Source organism: Williamsia sp. D3, assembly GCF_000506245.1.
In the GTDB taxonomy this organism is placed as follows: Bacteria; Actinomycetota; Actinomycetes; order Mycobacteriales; family Mycobacteriaceae; genus Williamsia; species Williamsia muralis.
This window is the reverse complement of sequence record NZ_AYTE01000004.1, coordinates 169578-187468: the sequence shown is the minus strand read 5'-3', so window position 1 is coordinate 187468 and position 17891 is coordinate 169578. Positions and strand designations below refer to the sequence as shown.

The following is a 17891-nucleotide window of genomic DNA, read 5'->3' as shown; positions in this document are numbered from 1 at the left end:
CATCATGCACTGAGGACTATTGCCGCGAGACGAAACCCTCGTGCGCATTGGCCCGCGTTGTGCACTGAGGACTATTGCCGCGAGACGAAACCCTCGTGCGCATGGCCCGCGTTATCGTCGGAGGATGGAATCAGACGCGCGAGGCGATGAATCCGACGCCGTGACGCCGAGCGAGGACGTGGCCGAGCTGGCCGGACGGCTGTTCGACCTGGCGCGGTCCGGTGACACGGCCGTGCTCGACTATGTGAAAGCCGGTGTGCCGGTCAATCTGACGAACGGCGCCGGCGACACCCTGCTGATGCTGGCGGCCTACCACGGGCATCACGACGTGGTGTCCGGGCTGATCGAATCGGGTGCCGACGTCAACCGCGTCAACGACAAGGGGCAGACGCCGCTCGCCGGCGCTGTCTTCAAATCGCATGACGACGTGGTGCGAGCGCTCATCGCCGCGGGGGCCGATCCGGACACGGGGCACCCCACCGCGCGTGATGCCGCTTCCATGTTCGGGCGCGAAGATTACCTGGGGCTGCTCGACCAGTAGGGTTTCCAGAGTGATCGACCTGAAGATTTTGCGCGACAACCCCGACCTCGTCCGGGCATCTCAACGGACCCGCGGTGAGGATCCCGGCCTCGTGGATGTGCTGCTCGCCGCCGACTCCGAGCGTCGGGCCGCCATTGCCGAGGCCGATCAGCTGCGCTCGGAACAGAAGGACCTCGGCAAGCTCATCGGGAAGGCGCCCGCCGAGGACAAGCAGGAACTGCTCGCCCGGGGCAAGCACCTCGCGGACCAGGTCAAAGCCGCTCACGCCCGTGAATCCGCGGCCGACGAGAAGATGGCTGCCGCTCATCGCGCCATCAACAACATCGTGGCGCCAGAGGCACCGGCCGGTGGCGAAGAGGACTTCGTCCTCGTGGAGACCGTGGGCGAGCCCACCCCGATCGAGGACCCCAAAGACCACCTGGAACTCGGCGAGAGCCTCGGTCTGCTGGACATGGAGCGCGGGGCGAAGGTCTCGGGCTCACGCTTCTACTTCCTGACCGGGCCGGGAGCCATGCTGCAGCTGGGGCTGTTGCAGCTCGCAGCGCAGAAGGCGACAGCCAACGGCTTCACCGTGATGATCCCTCCGGTTCTCGTTCGACCCGAGGTGATGGACGGCACCGGATTCCTGGGTGCCCACTCGGCCGAGGTCTACCACCTCGCCGAAGATGATCTGTATCTCGTCGGTACCTCCGAGGTCCCACTTGCCGGCTACCACATGGGTGAGATTCTCGACCTGTCCGCCGGACCCAAGCGGTATGCGGGTTGGTCAAGTTGTTTCCGTCGTGAGGCAGGCAGCTACGGCAAGGACACCCGCGGGATCATCCGGGTGCACCAGTTCGACAAGGTCGAGGCCTTCATCTACTGCAAGCCCGAAGACGCCGAGACCGAACACGAGAAGCTCCTTGGCTGGCAGAAGGACATGCTCGCCGCGATCGATGTGCCGTACCGCGTCATCGATGTTGCCGGCGGCGACCTCGGTTCGTCGGCGGCCCGCAAGTTCGACTGTGAGGCATGGGTTCCGACACAGAACACCTACCGCGAGCTCACCTCGACATCCAACTGCACGACGTACCAGGCCAGAAGGCTCCAGGTGCGTTACCGCGGGGACAACGGCAAGCCGCAGGTGGCCGCGACCCTCAACGGCACCCTGGCCACCACCCGCTGGATCGTGGCGATCCTGGAGAATCACCAGCAGCCGGACGGCAGCGTGCGGGTGCCGGAGGCGCTGGTGCCCTTTGTGGGTTCGGAGATCCTCGCGCCTGCCGCACTCAGGCCTTGATCAGGAAGCCGGTTGAGGCAATTCGCCCGTGACCTGAAAGACGATACGACGACCGATCAGCACTGCGTGATCGGCAAAAACGCTCGTAGAACCGACCGAGAAGCGTCACGTCTATCGCGGCGGCGACGCCGTGCGGCCACGAGCTGTCGTCGAGGGTCGCCGTCAGTCGGTGGTGCAGATCATCCATGATGTCGTCATCGTCGTGGAGACGGCGCGCATCGGCCGGGTCACGAGTGAGCAGCACATCGCCGACGGTGTGCGACATCGTCACGGCGACCTGTGCCATCTCCGAGAAGTAAGGGGCCACCTCGTCCGGGACGACGCTCTCGGGATGACGCCTTCTCGCTGCTTCGGCGATGTGGACGGCGAGTCCGCCCATGCGATCGATATCGGCGATGATGTGCGTCGCGGCGACAACCGTCCGTAGATCACAGGCCACCGGGGCCTGCCGGGCCAGTAGCAGGAAAGCCTGAGACTCGGCCCTCGCTGACAACGCCCGTAGGTCATCGTGTGAACTGACGACCTCCTCTGCAGCTGCAAGGTCTGCGCATAGAACGGCGTGACTGGCTCGCTCGACGGCATTGCCGGCAAAAGTGGCCATCGTGCTGAGCGTCGTGTTGAGGTCGCGTAACTGGTCGCGGAATGTGCTGCGCATGAGAGTGTCTCTCTGTGTGGAGCCAGTGGCCGAGTGGAGATCGCCGAGCGAGTGATGCACTCGCTGAAAGTGACTGCGCATTCTTCGACAGATGGCGAGATGGCGCACGAGCGGTGCGCCTGTGATTCATTCTACTTGTCCGGTCATGGGTGACGAGGACTACAAGCGCAGCGCAACCGATTCCGCCGAATCAGAGGCAGCACGTTGCTGAATCGGTTGAAGACCAGGTCAGCAACGTGGGTTTGCGCATCGCTCGACGATGCCGGACAGCGCTGCGCACGAAGGCCGCGACACCGATGGGTGTCGCGGCCTTCGCGTCAGACAGGACGATGTTCGCCAGTGCGCCTCTCGGCAAGTGGTTGCTCGCAGCAACTTTGGGGTGGTACCCGGGGCAGTGATACGAACACCGTCGGTTCCTACAACGGGCGGAGGTACCGCACTATTCCCCGCTCCAGGCGCGTTCGTGCGCGGAAGTCGTCGGGCCCCGACATAATCCCCTCATGATCATCGGGATTCTCGCGGCGTTGTTCGCCTGCATCGCATACGGGGTGTCCTCCGTCATGCAGGCCTATGGCGCACGCTCGGCAAAGCAGGCGGCGGCCGCGCGTGGCGAGAGCCGTTTCGAGACCGACAAGGGCGCACCGACCATGCGGTCGACGATGGCCGCGGTCTTGACGACCGCATTCATCGTCGGAACCGTTCTCGATGTCGTCGGGTTCGGCGGCAGCGCGGTGTCGGCACGTCTCATCCCGCTCTTCCTGTCGCAGACGATCGTCAGTGCGAACCTGGTGGTGACAGCGATCCTCGGCATCTTCGTGCTCGGCATCAACCTCCACAAAAGGGACTGGCTGGCGATCGCCGTCGTGATCGTGGCGCTGTTCGCGCTGGGCATCTCGGCGGACTCCGAAGGCCACGGGCACGACGCCGCCTGGTTCCACTGGGGCCTGCTTGCCGTCACCCTGCTGTTGTTCGCCGGTTCGATCGGTTTGATCAGATGGCTGGGCTCCCGGGCGGCGATCGCCGCCGGGCTGTGCGCGGGCGCGATGTTCGGTGCCGTGGCCATCGCGGTGCGCATCCTGCACGGCATCTCTGACTTCGACGTGGTCGACATCCTCACCGATCCCGCCGCGTACGCGCTCGCTGTCGCCGGAATAGGTGGCTACTACCTCCACACCGTCGCCCTGCAGTTGGGCTCGGTCAACGGCGCGACGGCCGCGCTGGTGGTGGGCGAGACGGTGGTGCCCGGTCTGGTCGGCATCATCTGGCTGGGCGACAACGCACTCCCGGGGCGGACATGGTTGGCTGTTCTCGGTTTCATCTTCGCGGTCGTCGGCGCGGTCACAGTGGCGTGGTCGGGCGCGGTGGAAGCCAGCGCACAGGCCGAGTCCGGAGCAGAGAAGGCACCAGCATGAGCACCACGATGTACAAGCGGTCCACCCGAATGGTCCGCTTCGATGAACTGTCCATGGAGATGACAGCAGCCCTGGCAGAACATGCACAAAGCCACCAGTTGGTTCTCAGCGATGACATGCCGGCCTGGCTCACCTCCAGCCAGAACCTGCCATCCAATTCGCTTCTCGGAAAGGTGTTCCGCCGCAAGGCCAACTGGACCGATCCCGATGCGGCGCACGAGGTGCTCGTGGTCATCCATTCCACGCACCTGATCGTGGTGACAGCGGGTGAGAAGCGGGGCACCGCGGTGTTGTCGGTTCCGATGTCGCAGGCCTCGGCCCGGGTGGGCAGCGCGCTCGAAGACACCTTTGCGGCGGTGGAGGATTCAGGGATCACACTGGGCGGCTTCCCGGGAGAGCACGGACAAGCCGGTACCTTCTACATCGGGCTCGGTCCCGAACCTGCGGGAGCCGAATGCGCAGAGGCGATCCGTGAGGCGATCACCGAGGCAAAGAACCCGTAATCGGTTGTCCTGCCCGGCCCCAAGGTCACTTCGGCAATCTGGGTTGTCGCCGCGCCGACCTCAGCCGGGTAGCGTTTCGCCGCCAATCGGAGCCAGCACCTCACCGCTGTAGTACGACGACATGGTCTGCGATGCGAAGAACACGTAGGACGGTGCGATCTCGTCCGGCTGTGCGGCGCGACCCATGGGAACCTGCTTACCGAAGTCGGCGACCTTGTCGGCCGGCATCGTCGCTGGGATCAACGGTGTCCAGACAGGTCCCGGGGCAACACAGTTCACCCGGATTCCGCGGTCGACGAGACTCTGCGCGAGCGAGTAGGTGAGCGCGATGACAGCGCCCTTGGTGGCCGAATAGTCGATCAATGACTTGTTGCCGCGTAACCCGTTGATGGAACCGGTGTTGATGATGGCCGAACCCTCACCGAGGTGATCTAGGGCCGCGTGGGTCACGTGGAAGAAGCTGTGGATGTTGACATCGAACGTTCGCTTCCACTGCTCGGGGGTGATCTCAGAGAAGTCCTCGACAACGTGTTGGTACGCAACGTTGTTCACGAGGATGTCGAGACCGCCCAAGTCCTCGACCGTTCGGCCCACGATCTGGCGGCAGTGCGTGGGGTCGGCCAGATCCCCTGCGTACGTGGTGCATCGGCGTCCTTCGGCTTCGACGAGCCCCTTGGTGTGTGCGGCATCGTCGGACTCGTCGAGGTATGCGATGGCGACGTCGGCACCCTCTTTGGCATAGGCCACGGCGACCGCCCGTCCGATGCCGGAGTCGCCGCCGGTGATGAGAGCTTTTTTGCCCTGCAAGAGTCCGCGGCCTTGGTACGACCGCATTTCGTCGTGCGGCTGCTCGCTCATGTCCCCGGTCCGGCCCGGGTACTCGATGTTCTCGGCTGGATGTTCGCTCATGGTCTGCACCTTTCTGTTCCACCGCTGCTTACCCGGCGCTGACCGGGTGAAACCTCGAGTTTGACGGTCCTGCTGACGGGTAACCTCCAGGACCGATCGAACATCTCGAGAAGGAGGAAGCACATGCCGAAGACGACAAAATCGGGTGCGCCGAAGAAGAGTGAGCTGCCCAGTACGTTGATCAAATCGGGCAAGAAGGCACAACGCACCTTCACCAAGACCTACGACTCGGCGATGGACGAATACGGCGACGAGAAACGTGCGCACCGCACGGCATTTTCCGCTCTCAAGCACAGCTTCGAAAAAGTGGGCGACCGTTGGGAACCCAAGAAGAAGAAGGGTCCTTCCGACAGCCGGGCCAAGAGTGGTGGCCCCAATCCCTCAGGTAAGTCTGCCGAGGGTGTGGACGCCAACGCCAGTAAGGATCATCTGGTCAAGGTGGCGAAGCGACTCGACATCAAGGGCCGCTCTTCCATGAAGAAGAAGGAACTGGTCTCCGCCATCAAAAAGGCGAACAGAAAGAAGACTGCCAAGAACCGGTGAGAGTTCTCGAGCAGTCTTCTCCTGGTTGGCCGTGAGGCCTTCGGGCCTCAGGGACGGAGCAGGATCTTGACCGCGCCGTCCTGCTTCTTGGAGAAGATCTCGTAGGCGTGCGGGGCCTCTTCGAGACTGACCTCGTGCGTGGCGAAGGTGTCCACGCCCAGCGGGTCGTCGTCGGTGAGGAGCGGCATGATGTCGTCCACCCAATGCTTCACGTTGGCCTGTCCCATACGTACATTGATCTGTTTGTCGAACATCGTGCCCAGCGGCAGCGGGTCTGCCTCGCCGCCGTAGACGCCGATGAGAGACACCGTGCCACCGCGGCGGACAGCGTCGATGGCGGTGTAGACAGCCGTGAGCCGGTCCACGCCGGCGGTTTTGAACACCGGCTGAGCCACCGCATCGGGAAGGAGGCCGGCGACCGTCTGGACAAGCTTTGCCACGGGCGCACCGTGGGCCTCCATACCCACCGCATCGATGACGGCGTCGGTTCCGCGCCCTGAGGTGCGGTCCCGGATGACTTCCCCGATGTTCTTGTGCGAGCGCATGTCGATGGTGTCGATACCGCGCGCCGTGGCCCGATCCAGACGTTCCGGCACCATGTCCACCGCGACGACGTCGTACCCACGGTGAGCAGCGATGCGCGCACACATGTCGCCGATCGGACCGAGACCGAGAACTGTCACCGTTCCACCGTCGGGCACGTTCGCGTACTCCACGGCCTGCCAGGCTGTCGGCAGAACGTCGGAGAGGTACACGAATCGCGAGTCGGGCGGCCCCTCGGGCACCTTGATGTGGGTGAAGTCGGCCAGCGGGACTCGAAGGTATTCAGCCTGACCGCCGGGAACCTGACCATAGAGCTGGGAGAACCCGAACAGGGCCGCGCCGCGACCCTCCGACGTGACCTGTGTGGTCTCGCATTGGGTGTGGAGCCCTCTGTCGCACATGAAACAACTGCCACAACAGATCTGGAACGGGATGACCACACGGTCACCCACGGCCAGGTTCTTCACGTCTGCCCCGACCTCGACCACACGTCCCATGGGTTCGTGACCCAGGATGTCGCCGGCATTCATGAAAGGCCCGAGCACCTCGTAAAGGTGGAGGTCCGAGCCGCAGATGTTCGTGGTCGTCAGCTCGATGATGGCATCGGTAGGCTCTTGGATCTTGGGGTCCGGTACCGTTTCGACACGCACGTCCCGTTTGCCCTGCCACGTCACTGCTCTCATGAGTCCTCCTGGTTGGGTTCGCCCGTTTCGTTCCTCGGGCACGCGGGTCGGATACCCATGGAGTGCCGTGGTGAACCCAAGCGCTGCTCGAGAACAGGGCCGCATGGCAGGGTGATTGAAGACGAACTCGACGGGGTAACCCAGACGAGTTGAATCAGCAGCGTAGATGGGACCGTGTTGGAGCGAACTCAACCGAAGGCGCGGGTCTCTGACGACTATGCCGACGTCGTGGACTTGATCGCGCGTCTACGGGAGAAAGAGAAGGGCACGCCCGCTGCCGACCGTCTTCGCGACCAGGTCATCACCCGCTGCCTCCCTCTCGCCGAGAACATCGCCCGCCGGTTCAGTGGTCGCGGCGAAAATCACGACGACCTCGTCCAGGTTGCCCGCCTGGGCCTGGTCAATGCGGTGGATCGGTTCGACCCTCAGCACGGTTCGGAGTTCGTGTCTTTTGCGGTACCCACGATCATGGGTGAAGTGCGCAGGCATTTCCGGGATGCGGCCTGGGCCACCCGTGTCCCACGTCGGCTGAAGGAGTTGCACAAGTCGATCAGCGACGCCTCGGAAAACCTGTCCCAGCGCCTCGGGCGGGCACCATCGCCCAGCGAGATAGCCGCCGAGCTCGACCTCAGTGTCGCGGAGGTGACCGAAGGCCTCTTGGCGCGTGGGGCGTACCAGGCGCTGTCCACCGATTCCGGTGCAGCCGACGACGAGCTCGGCGCACCCTTGCTTGAAACACTGGGTTCGGAAGATCCCGAGTACGAGCACGTTGAAAGCTATGTCGCGATCCGGCCGGCTCTCGCCAAGCTGTCCGAGCGGGAGCGACGAATCCTGGTGCTGCGATTCTTCGGATCCCAGACCCAGACCGAGATCGCAAAACAACTCGGGATCTCTCAGATGCACGTCTCGCGCATCCTCTCCAGCACCCTCGCCAAGTTGCGTGACGAGCTCGGCTCTGACGAAGACGGGGCATTGGGTGGCCCGAATTCCTTCCTGAATTGAACAATGAATTGTAGATTGTTAATCAGGTTGGGAAGGCAGCCGGGCTTTCTGGAGTGGCCTGCTCGGTGGGCGGCGAGCTCCAGGGGCAGTCATCGCCAGTCGGCCGGAGGTTTTCATGTCGCCATCGGAGACCAATTTCTATCCTGAACTACGAGACATCGGCTCCATGACCGAGCTCGGGCACACGTGCACCAGAAAGATCACGTTCTCCTGCACCCGGGCGCATCCCGTCGTTGTCCGGGTCGATGGTGAGATGGACCGCGACACCGTAGTGCTCCTCCAGGACTACCTCGACCATCTGCTCAGCGGGACCAAGGCACTGATCGTCGACCTGTCCGACGTCGACTTCGCACCGTCGTCGTGCCTCGAACTGCTCATCAATGTCGCCGATACGGCAGCCACAGAGGATCGGTGGTTTGCGGTTGCCTGCGGGCGATCCGTGAGTCGGCCGTTGGAGCTTCTCGGGGACCTGGTCGAATGTTTCGATTCGTTGAAATCGGCACGCCAAGCCACTCCTGCGCAGTAGTAACCCGGCCCGAATCTCGCTCGAGACGGCTTCACTTACGCTCACCGCGGAAGGGTGATGCGGCGCGTGCCCGGACATCCGACTGTGAAATCGTGGGGCTCAGAAGGCACCCTGACTATTTGTTCCGCGAGAGTGCTTAGGGCAGCCATCCTCGGGGTATACGGGGTGAGACCGTAGTAGGAGTAGTGCAAATGTCGATCGTGATCAACACCGTTGGCCGGGGTAACCTGCCCGGTAAAGGGGGATCGAAGTGGTAGTGGGTGACGTCATGCGTATCGACGAAACGGCAGTGGCTCCGGTGAACATCCGGGTGCCCGCCGACAAGTCGCAAGTTGCGATGGTCCGGGCCATCGCCGAGACCTTGGCGGTGCTGGCCGATTTCTCCCTGGACGAGGTCGCCGACATCAAACTGGCCGTCGACGAGGCCGCGATGACGATCATCGGACATGCCGGACCGGGTGCCGAGTTGACGGTCGCCTTCACCACAGCCGAGCACCACTTCAACGGCGTGGTCCAGTCGTGGCTGCCGCGCTCTAACTCCTTGCCCCAGACGGGGTTTGGGTGGCATGTGCTGCAGACGCTGACCGAGTCGGTGACCGTCCATGAGGCGAGGCCGAAAACGATGGCCGTCTGGTCGCAATCGAACTGGTGAAATAGCCAGATCCCGTCCGAGCCGACGGCGCCGACCACATCGGCGCGGGCTCAATCGAGCTTGGTGAGCGGGCGGGTGGCCGGCCCTTCGAGGACCGCCCCGTCGGCCGCGAAACGTGACCCGTGAAGCGGGCAGTCCCACGACTTCTCGGCGTCATTCCAGTTGAGTACACCGGCAAGGTGAGGGCACACCGCCGACACCTTGTGCGTCTGTCCTTCCACGGTGCACACTCCCATCGGTCGGGCACCGTTGCGACGCAGCACCCCGCCGCCCTCGGGAACGGTCTCGTCGGTGGTGGTCGAGGCGCCGGGTTTGATCGCTACGCCCGCCCACCCTCTGGCCATGTGCAGCCCGACCTCGGCATTGATCACCGCGGCAGACGGGACGCCCACAACCTGCGCGGGGCGGGACGAGTCCAGGTACTCCGCCCACGCCGGACCACCGCCGAGGAGCCGGCCGGCAAGCGCCAACGCAGCAGCCACCCCATTTGTCATGCCCCACTTGGCAAATCCGGTGGCCACGTAGATACTGTCGTGCCCGGGAAGGATCGGTCCCACGTAGGGCAGCTCATCGATCGTGATGTAGTCCTGCGCCGACCACTGATGGGTCAGCTCAGCGGTCGGGAAATACGTTGTGGTCCAGTCGATCAGCTCGTCGACGTGTTCCTGCTCCGATTTGGCCCGCCCCACGGGATGGCCGCTTCCTCCTGTGAGGAGAAGTGGCTCGCCGTTGGGCCCCGGAACCCACCGGACCGACCTCGACGGCTGGTCGGCGGCAAGGTACATGCCCGCCATGATCGGCTCCGAGACCGAGAAGGCGGCAGCGTACGAGCGCTCGGGATGGACGCGGGCAAAAAAGCCGCCGCGGTCGAGAATTGGTGTACCGGTGGCCAATACGATCTTTCTGCCACGTACGGTGAGGTCGTCTCCGGTGACGGAGTCCACCTGGTCCGTGCGAAGTATCTGGTCGCCGTCTTTGCTGTGCGCAGACACGACCCTGGTGTTCTCGTAGACCTGCACGCCATGCCGTTGGGCTTCGGCGACGAGAGCTTCGAGGGCATCGAGTGGGTGGAACTGGGCCTGGTCGTCGAGGGCCACTGCCGCCACCGATGGAAATGGTGTCCCGGGATCGTCGACCCAGCGGACGTCGAGGCCCGCTTTCTGGCCGGCTTGGAATTCCTTGCGGATGCTGTCGAGGCCCTTGTCCGACTGCGCGTATGTGTATGCCGTCTCGATTTGGAACGGCACCTCGTGCTGCCCGCAGAAGGCCAGCAGCCATTGCTGCGCTTCGACGTTGGCGTCGACATACCCGCGCAGCGCAGCGGCCGAGTGCTTGCTCGAGATGGAGGACAGTCGGGTGCCCTGGAGCACACTGACTTTCGCGGTGGTGTTGCCCGTGGCCACGGCGCCGAGTTGTCGGGCTTCGACCAACGCGACGTCGGCACCCGATCGACCCAGGAGCAGCGCAGTGGTGACGCCGGTGATGCCTCCGCCGACAACGACGTAGTCGAAGCGTGAGTCGGTGATGCTTCGAACAGGCGGATCGACCTTGACGCTCTTCATCCAGAGTGAGGACACAGCGCTCTGATACCCGCGGCGTCTGCAGTTCAAACTGCTCCCGCGAAACACCGTTCCGCCGGCATCAATTGAACCGGCAGAACGGGAAAGCGGCGATGAAAGCAGAAAGTTTGAGGGGAGACTCGCTTTTTGAGTCTCCCACGCCGAAGGGAATGGTCACCTCAAACGCCGGGAAAATATAACTCCCGTACGGCTTTGAGGTCAACCGGTCTCGAAATGTCAGCGTCAGGACTCGATTCGAGCGCTGCGCAATTCATGCCCCTTGCTGGTGAGGCACCGCCCGCTGGGCAGGTCCCATGACCAGCCGTGGAGGTTGCAGGTCAGCTTGTCGCCCTCGATGACACCGAATTTGGTCAGATCGGCTTTGAGGTGCGGGCAGCGGCGCTGCAACTTCCAGCCGTCCTTCTCGATGGAGGACGAGTCATCGTGTGCCTCGGCGAACCACCCGTCGGCGTAAGCAATTCGCTCATCGGTCAGACACTTGAAAAAACGTGTACAGGAATTCGTTGTATCCGCCGATGCGCCAGGTGGTGAAACGCGTCGAGAGAAAGATCGTGTTGACCCAATCGGGTTCGTTGTCACGCAGGACAGTTCTGACCAACTCGGGCGCAATCCGGAATCCATACCGGTATTTGCCTTCTTTTTCTTTCGGTTCTCGTACTGTGCGGTTGGGGAAGTCGAGGACAACGGTCTCCTCGCCCATCACCAATCCGACCGGGTACCCGATGCCGTCGCAGATCAGATCGCTCTGGGCCATGATCGGCTCGAAGAGCTCCTTGAGAGCGGGCAGCAAGGGGTCACCGACGGCGGGGGCCCACGTGGCCTTCTGCGCTGCGATCACCGGAGCGAACTTCTCGGCCATCCGATCCAGGTATGCGGCCTTGTTGGGGCCGAAGACCTGCTCCGGCGGATACGGATGCGACAACTCGTTGAGCTGTGAGCCCGTGATGTCGACGGTGGAACCCGACACCATCATCAGGCCACGGTGCTTCTCCCCGTCGTCGGTGCCCTTCTCCTTCATCTGGTCCAGGAACGTCTCCTGGTCCGGGAAGATGCTCGTGGGGTCGTTCTCGATGTCATTGAGGTAGCGCAGATCCTCGTCGAGGAACATGGGCGGCCCGGCAGACGGGACAACCCAGGTGGCACCGACCTGCTCGATGTACGACCTCGCCCTGTCCATACCGCGCTGGCGCTTCTGGGCAGCGAAGTTGGCCTTGGAGCGTTTCGGGATGTCGTACACCATCGGGTACCAGATCGCGCCCGAGTACTGAAGCAGGTGAAGGTCGATGTGACCGAACTGCTCAGCGATCACGTCGAGATCCACAGGCCGCGCATCGTTCATGTTGAAGACGGTGGTCTCACCATCGCTGACCACAAGGCCGCTGTCGCCGATGGGACCGTCAGCCGGCGCCCGCAATGCGACGATCATCACGTCGAGACTGCCCTTGTCGTTCGTGACGGTGGTCTTCACCGAGTCCTCGGTCTCCACGAACTTCGTGAACCCCAGCTTCTCCAGTTCGCGGCGCAGGTCCGGCACCGGGTAGTCAGGAAGCAGTACGGTCGCGTCCTTGCTGACGTTGTCGCGCAGGTTCTGCTCGTCGAAATGGTCCCGATGGAGATGGCTGACGTACAGGTAGTCGCAGTTCCCGAGCGCCTTCCAGTCCAGCTCACTGTTGTCGGGGAACGGCACCCATGAGGCGAAGTAGGCGGGGTTCACCCATGGGTCGCACAAGATCGACCCGGCATCAGTCTCGATGTGGAATCCGGCGTGCCCAATGCTCGTGACCTGCACGTGCTGCCTCCAAAATCGTGGTTATTGCTTCAACTTCTGGTTCGTCGCAATGAGAACCAGAGTATCGACCAGTTCCGGTTGGCCCCTCTTTGGCCAACGCTATGCTCGCCGCATGGAACCGGTCTACGACACAGTCATCGCCATTGCCAGATCACTCTGGGCCGCCGAGGGCCTGAAGTTCACCGTGACCGGGGTCGAGAACGTACCGAAGACGGGTGGCGCGGTGGTGGCGATCAACCACACCGGCTACCTCGACTTCACCTACGCCGGCTTGCCTGCGTTTCTGCAGGGTAAGCGCAAAGTACGGTTCATGGCCAAAAAGGAGGTCTTCGATCACCGCATCAGCGGACCGATCATGCGGAGCCTCAAACACATCCCGGTGGACCGTTCGGCCGGCGCGGACAGCTACCGCGCCGCGGTGGAATACCTCCAGCGGGGAGAGCTCGTCGGCGTCTACCCCGAAGCGACGATCAGCCGGAGTTTCGAGATCAAGGACTTCAAGTCCGGTGCTGCGCGGATGGCGCTCGAAGCGGGTGTCCCGATCCTGCCGACAGTCATCTGGGGCGCTCAGCGGGTCTGGACCAAGGGCCATCCCAAGCGGCTGGGCCGGACGAACATCCCCATCTCGATAGGTGTCGGAGAGCTGATCGCGCCCGATGGCGATCCGGCCTCGCTCACCGAGCGTTTGCACAAGACGATGAGTGAGGAATTGCTGACCTTGCAGCAGAATTACGGGCCACATCCACAAGGGGAGTTCTGGGTGCCCGCCCGACTGGGCGGATCGGCGCCCACGCTGGAAGAGGCCAACCGGATGGATGCCGAGGACCTGGCCGCCCGGGCGGCCAAGCGTGACGGCGGCGTCTGACCTACTTGTCGCGCTCGGCGCCGAGGTTCCATTCCAGGTTCACAGTGGTGCCCTGAGGACTGGGGTTGATGCGCGGATGGTCCGCGAGCGCTTGCATGAGGGGAATGCCGCGGCCGCGAAGCCGGTGAGTTGTCGGGTCGGGCTCTCGCCAGTTCCCGTGGTCCTGAACGGTCACATTCAACTGCTGATCATGCGGGTGATAGGTGGCACGCAGACTCATCGTGCCCGGCTCACGCCCGGTGTATGCGTGCTCCACCGCGTTGGCAAGCGCTTCGTAGACCGCCAGCGTGATCGAGTCGGAGAGGTCGCCGACATCGGGTACATGTTCGGCAAGCCATTCAGCCAGCAACTGGCGTAGCGAGGTCGCGGCCGCCGGTTCGGCAGCCACATCGGTATACATGAGCCGTACGCCCTCGGTCGGCGAGTTCGTCATGACTTGATCGGCACCCACAGCTCACTGTTACCCAAGCAGTACCGCTTTTAAGCGGTGTAAGGATCGTTGCTCTCTTCGGCGAAGTCCGCAGCCGCGGCATCGACGGTCGCATACATGAGAATCGTCTCGTCCAGACCGACGAGACGCATGGGCCGTTCGGTGGCCGGGCCGTCGGCGACGACGCCGAATTTGCCCGTCGGCGCAATGTTCTCGTGGGCGGTGACCAGGGCGGCCATGCCCGCCGATGACAGGAAATCGACTTCGGTGATGTCGATGATGAGTCCGGCCGGCACGCCACTGATCGCCTCGCGAACGGCGTCTGCCAGCTGCGGGACGGTGAGGATGTCGATACTTCCGCGCACGGTCAACACCACCAGCCCACCTTTTCGGTCTGCGGCGATGGTCAGTCCGGTGCCCGGCAACTCATGACCCTCGCGGGCAACTTGCGCTTGCCCGTCGATCGATTCCATCGATACCCCTTGCTCAATGGTGTTGTCTACCGTGCGCGCGGTCTGGGTTGTCAAGACAGCACGCACCCCCGGCTGCTAGCTGAACCGACCTGTCCATGTTTGCACAACTCGGCGACACGGTAACCGAATGGTCGCCGAAATCGGACTCGGACTCCTGCCCGGATGCTCCCGTACGATGCGTTTGGCCGAAGGTTTGCCTGGGTATTAAACCCGTTGCCTGTTGCGACGTGCGAGATCGACAGCCCGTCGTACCCCCCCCAAGAAATGGATCGTGGGCCTCCTTCGAGCCGTTGTCGAGAGAGTCAGGAGCTTTGAGAGTCCATGAGCGGTGTTCGACTCGCAGCCGTACACGACGTCATCAGCATCAAAGTGTCGAAAAGATGACAGGCGCAGAACCTCTGTCGATCGCCCTCATCGCATCGCACCGTTATCCGATCGCGGAACCGTTTGCAGGAGGCTTGGAAGCCCACGTGTGGCATCTGGCCAGGGCACTGGCTGGGCGTGGCCACGACGTTGCGCTGTTCGCAGCTGCCGGATCGGACCTCGGTGTCGAGCACGCATTGCTCGACGTCAGCGAGTTCGAACCGAGTCCGGCGGCTCAGCGCGACACCTCCATGCCGGAACCGGGGTTCATGGCTGCGCACCACGCCTACCTCGAACTGATGATGAGACTCGGTCGCGACAACCGGTTCGACGTCATCCACAACCACAGCCTCCATTACCTCCCGATCGCGTTGGCCCGGACAGCCAAGCGCCGGTGCTGACGACACTGCACACCCCGCCGACGCCGTGGCTGGAATCAGCCATCGACGTGAACGCCGAGAACACACGGTTTGCCGCGGTCAGCGAACACACCGCCCGATCCTGGAGTCATGTCGCCCGTGACATCGAGGTGGTCAGCAACGGCGTGGATGTCAACCTCTGGCCGGCCGGGTCCGGCGGCGACGACCTTGTGTGGTTCGGACGGTTTGTACCCGAGAAGGGCGCCCATCTCGCCGCACGGGCAGCGGAGAGGGCCGGACTCGGCCTGCGCCTGGCCGGGCCGATCAGTGATCGCGACTACTTCGACCGCGAGATCAGCCCGCTGTTGTCCGATCGCATCCGGTATGTGGGCCACCTCGATCAGAATGAGTTGGCGACGGTGGTCGGCTCGTCGGCCGCCACCTTGGTGACACCGCTGTGGGACGAACCCTACGGACTCGTGGTCGCCGAGTCGCTCGCGTGCGGAACCCCGGTGGCAGGCTTCCGGCGCGGGGGGATCCCGGAGATCGTCGGCGACGACGGCGGGGTGCTCGCCGACTCCGACGACGCCGACTCGCTCGCGGCGGCGGCGCGCCGGGCGATGAGCCTGGACCGGCGGGTTGTCCGAGCGCGGGCCGAGAGTCACTGCGCCGAGGATGTGATGGTGGATCAGTATCTGGCGCTGTACCGGCGGCTGGCCGGCCGGGCGCACCTGGCCGCATGATCGGCTACTACGTCCACCACCAAGGCCACGGCCACCGAAATCGCGCGGCATCCATCGCGGGCGCAATCCGAACTCCCGTCACCGCGTTGTCGTCGGCTCCGATCGAAGCCGGCGTGTTTCACCGTGTCGTCGAATTGGCCCGCGACGACCTCGGCGAGCGCCGCGATGTCACCGCCGCCGGCATGGTGCACTGGGCGCCGATCCGTGACCCGGGGATGCGAGGTCGGATGGCTCAGCTGGCCGCCTGGGTGGAGGAGACGGACCCGGCCGCACTCGTTGTGGACGTCTCGGTCGAGATCGCGGTGTTCGCGCGGCTTCTCGGTGTTCCGGTGATCGTGGTCGCGATGCCCGGCACCCGCGACGACTCTCCTCACCAGCTGGCTTATGGCTTGGCCGACGCGATCATCGCGCCGTGGCCGTCGGCGATCTACGAACCCGACTGGCTGCGTCCGCATCTGCACAAGACCACCTTTACCGGCGGCATCAGCAGATTTGCCGGCCGCACCCGATGCGTGGATGACTCCGAACGCTCCGACGTCCTGGTGATGACGGGATCGGGAGGCACCCAGATCTCGGAACAGACCGTCGAGGCCTGCCGCTCGGCGTATCCGGATATGACGTGGCGTTTCGCCGGCGGTCCGGGGAGCTGGTTGGCCGATCCCTGGCCGGCGATGTGCAATGCCGGTGTGGTGGTGGGCAATTCGGGACAGAACACCGTCGCCGACCTGGCAGTCGCGGCGAGGCCCGCGATCCTGATCCCCGAGGACCGGCCATTCGAGGAGCAGCGTGCCGTGGCCGAGATGCAGCGGGTTCTGCGACTGGCGGCCGTGATTTCGCATTGGCCTGAGCTCTCGAGTTGGCCCGAGTTGTGTGCGACGGCGGCGCAGACGCCCTCGCACCGTTGGTCCATGTGGGAGACCGAAGGCGCGGCCGAACGCGCCGCGGCGGCGATCAAGGAAGTCGCGCAGAAATGGACATGACCGTCGCCGTGCTCACGATCGTGAGTGGCCGGCACCGGCATCTGCGGGCCCAATTACAAGCTCTCGCGGCCACTTCCGAGCGACCCGACCTCCACGTGGTGGTCGCCATGGATGATCCGGACATCGCTGAACAGGTCGAGCTGGGTGAGGCAGTGGTCGCACACGTCGCGCGCGTCGAGGACAGGCTGCCGCTCGCGCTTGCGCGAAACACCGCCGCGGCGATCGCCCGTGACCGCGGCGCCGACCTGCTGATCTTCCTCGATGTCGATTGCATCCCCGCCCCCGACCTCGTGTCCCGTTACAAGGCCGCCGTCCAGCTCCGGGCCGGAGAACGCCTGCTGTTCTGTGGGCCTGTCACCTATCTCGACGAACGGGCTTCCGAAGTGGCACGTGGCGGAGGTGACCTCGAGCCCCTGACGGCGCCCCACCCGGCTCGGCCCAATCCGCCTGCGGGGGCCGTCGAGCTTGGTACCGACATGAATCTGTTCTGGTCGTTGTCCTTTGCCATCACCGATGAGCACTGGGCCCGGATCGGCGGCTTCTACGAGGGCTATACCGGATACGGCGGCGAGGACACCGATTTCGGGCAGACGGCCGCCTCTCTGCACTTCGCGATCGCCTGGGTGGGCGGTGCCCGTGCCTATCACCAGTTCCACCCCGTCTCGAACCCGCCTGTGGAACACCTCGACGACATCTTGCTCAATGCCAGCATCTTTCACGCTCGCTGGGGGTGGTGGCCGATGGGCGGATGGCTGGACGGCTTCGCGGAACTCGGACTGGTCGTTTTCGACACCGAGCGGAATCGTTGGGTGCGAACGTGAATGGTCCACGAACCGGGGGATGGTCCTTGGTAGTACGGGCTCTGGGTGAGAACGCTAGCCGGACGAACTAACATCGTTACCCGGGTACCAGCTCCGGATTGCAGCGAGATATGTTGTCTCGCTGGCGCATTGCAGCCTCCTGTGGGCCAGTCCTCTCGAGGACTTTGACGTTGGACAGTTCGGTGGTTGCGTTGGCGAGGGTGTGTGGATCAAGTCGGAACTGATCCGATCAGCGATGAG

The 17891-nt window shown here is 63.8% G+C and carries 16 protein-coding genes and 3 pseudogenes; 12 read left to right on the top strand and 7 right to left on the bottom strand.

Annotated elements, in window-relative coordinates; all coding sequences use genetic code 11:
• Positions 1 to 124: 124 nt before the first annotated feature.
• A complete protein-coding gene (locus W823_RS34595) occupies positions 125 to 541 on the top strand; it encodes an ankyrin repeat domain-containing protein (protein WP_023954951.1) in 417 nt (138 codons plus the stop codon).
• Positions 542 to 551: 10 nt separating this feature from the next.
• A complete protein-coding gene (gene serS, locus W823_RS34590; protein WP_023954949.1) occupies positions 552 to 1820 on the top strand; it encodes a serine--tRNA ligase in 1269 nt (422 codons plus the stop codon).
• Here serS and phoU read toward each other — a convergent pair.
• A pseudogene (gene phoU / locus W823_RS34585) lies at positions 1821 to 2475 on the bottom strand (phosphate signaling complex protein PhoU).
• Between the two features lie 500 nt (positions 2476 to 2975).
• Between phoU and W823_RS34580 the strand changes: the two are divergent.
• Both W823_RS34580 and W823_RS34575 read left to right on the top strand, forming a co-directional pair.
• A complete protein-coding gene (locus W823_RS34580) occupies positions 2976 to 3887 on the top strand; it encodes a hypothetical protein (RefSeq protein ID WP_023954947.1) in 912 nt (303 codons plus the stop codon).
• Complete coding sequence (locus W823_RS34575) at positions 3884 to 4390, top strand: hypothetical protein (RefSeq protein ID WP_023954945.1); 507 nt, start codon at positions 3884 to 3886, stop codon at positions 4388 to 4390. The genes W823_RS34580 and W823_RS34575 overlap by 4 nt, the downstream gene beginning before the upstream one ends.
• Positions 4391 to 4450: 60 nt before the next feature.
• Here W823_RS34575 and W823_RS34570 read toward each other — a convergent pair whose 3' ends face one another.
• Positions 4451 to 5299 carry an SDR family oxidoreductase gene (locus W823_RS34570; protein WP_030167597.1) on the bottom strand — a complete coding sequence of 283 codons (849 nt, stop codon included), beginning with the start codon at positions 5297 to 5299 and terminating at the stop codon, positions 4451 to 4453.
• A gap of 123 nt (positions 5300 to 5422) precedes the next feature.
• Between W823_RS34570 and W823_RS34565 the strand changes: the two genes are divergently transcribed.
• The gene (locus W823_RS34565; protein ID WP_023954941.1) at positions 5423 to 5842 is read left to right on the top strand and encodes a ChaB family protein; all 420 of its coding nucleotides are present in this window, start codon (positions 5423 to 5425) and stop codon (positions 5840 to 5842) included.
• Between the two features lie 47 nt (positions 5843 to 5889).
• On the opposite strand, the gene W823_RS34560 is transcribed toward W823_RS34565, so the two are convergent.
• A complete protein-coding gene (locus W823_RS34560; protein WP_023954939.1) occupies positions 5890 to 7068 on the bottom strand; it encodes a zinc-dependent alcohol dehydrogenase in 1179 nt (392 codons plus the stop codon).
• A 174-nt stretch (positions 7069 to 7242) separates the two neighbouring features.
• On the opposite strand from W823_RS34560, the gene W823_RS34555 reads away from it, so the two are divergent.
• The 3 genes from W823_RS34555 to W823_RS34545 all read left to right on the top strand — a co-directional run bounded on the left by W823_RS34555 (position 7243) and on the right by W823_RS34545 (position 9248).
• Positions 7243 to 8070, top strand: a complete 828-nt coding sequence (locus W823_RS34555) for a SigB/SigF/SigG family RNA polymerase sigma factor (protein ID WP_023954937.1) — start codon at positions 7243 to 7245, stop codon at positions 8068 to 8070.
• Between the two features lie 115 nt (positions 8071 to 8185).
• Complete coding sequence (locus tag W823_RS34550) at positions 8186 to 8596, top strand: STAS domain-containing protein (protein ID WP_023954935.1); 411 nt, start codon at positions 8186 to 8188, stop codon at positions 8594 to 8596.
• A 268-nt stretch (positions 8597 to 8864) separates the two neighbouring features.
• A complete protein-coding gene (locus W823_RS34545) occupies positions 8865 to 9248 on the top strand; it encodes an ATP-binding protein (RefSeq protein ID WP_152537979.1) in 384 nt (127 codons plus the stop codon).
• A gap of 50 nt (positions 9249 to 9298) precedes the next feature.
• Here the strand turns inward: W823_RS34545 and W823_RS34540 are convergent, their stop codons facing one another.
• On the bottom strand, positions 9299 to 10825 hold the full coding sequence (locus W823_RS34540; protein WP_023954933.1) for an FAD-dependent oxidoreductase: 1527 nt from the start codon (positions 10823 to 10825) through the stop codon (positions 9299 to 9301).
• Positions 10826 to 11050: 225 nt separating this feature from the next.
• Positions 11051 to 12617: pseudogene (locus W823_RS34535) on the bottom strand (Rieske 2Fe-2S domain-containing protein).
• A gap of 112 nt (positions 12618 to 12729) precedes the next feature.
• Here W823_RS34535 and W823_RS34530 point away from each other — a divergent pair.
• Entirely contained in the window at positions 12730 to 13482 is a 753-nt protein-coding gene (locus W823_RS34530; RefSeq protein ID WP_023954931.1) for a 1-acyl-sn-glycerol-3-phosphate acyltransferase, read from the top strand.
• A gap of 1 nt (position 13483) precedes the next feature.
• Here the strand turns inward: W823_RS34530 and W823_RS34525 are convergent, their stop codons facing one another.
• Both W823_RS34525 and W823_RS0127850 read right to left on the bottom strand, forming a co-directional pair.
• Positions 13484 to 13915, bottom strand: a complete 432-nt coding sequence (locus W823_RS34525) for an ATP-binding protein (protein WP_023954929.1) — start codon at positions 13913 to 13915, stop codon at positions 13484 to 13486.
• A 47-nt stretch (positions 13916 to 13962) separates the two neighbouring features.
• A complete protein-coding gene (locus W823_RS0127850) occupies positions 13963 to 14385 on the bottom strand; it encodes an STAS domain-containing protein (protein WP_081729630.1) in 423 nt (140 codons plus the stop codon).
• 380 nt (positions 14386 to 14765) lie between these two features.
• Here W823_RS0127850 and W823_RS34520 point away from each other — a divergent pair.
• The 3 genes and pseudogenes from W823_RS34520 to W823_RS34510 all read left to right on the top strand — a co-directional run bounded on the left by W823_RS34520 (position 14766) and on the right by W823_RS34510 (position 17651).
• Positions 14766 to 15850: pseudogene (locus tag W823_RS34520) on the top strand (glycosyltransferase family 4 protein).
• On the top strand, positions 15847 to 16830 hold the full coding sequence (locus tag W823_RS34515; protein ID WP_023954925.1) for a hypothetical protein: 984 nt from the start codon (positions 15847 to 15849) through the stop codon (positions 16828 to 16830). The pseudogene W823_RS34520 and the gene W823_RS34515 overlap by 4 nt, the downstream one beginning before the upstream one ends.
• On the top strand, positions 16821 to 17651 hold the full coding sequence (locus tag W823_RS34510; protein WP_023954923.1) for a glycosyltransferase family 2 protein: 831 nt from the start codon (positions 16821 to 16823) through the stop codon (positions 17649 to 17651). Before W823_RS34515 ends, W823_RS34510 begins: the two co-directional genes overlap by 10 nt.
• Positions 17652 to 17891 lie beyond the last annotated feature (240 nt).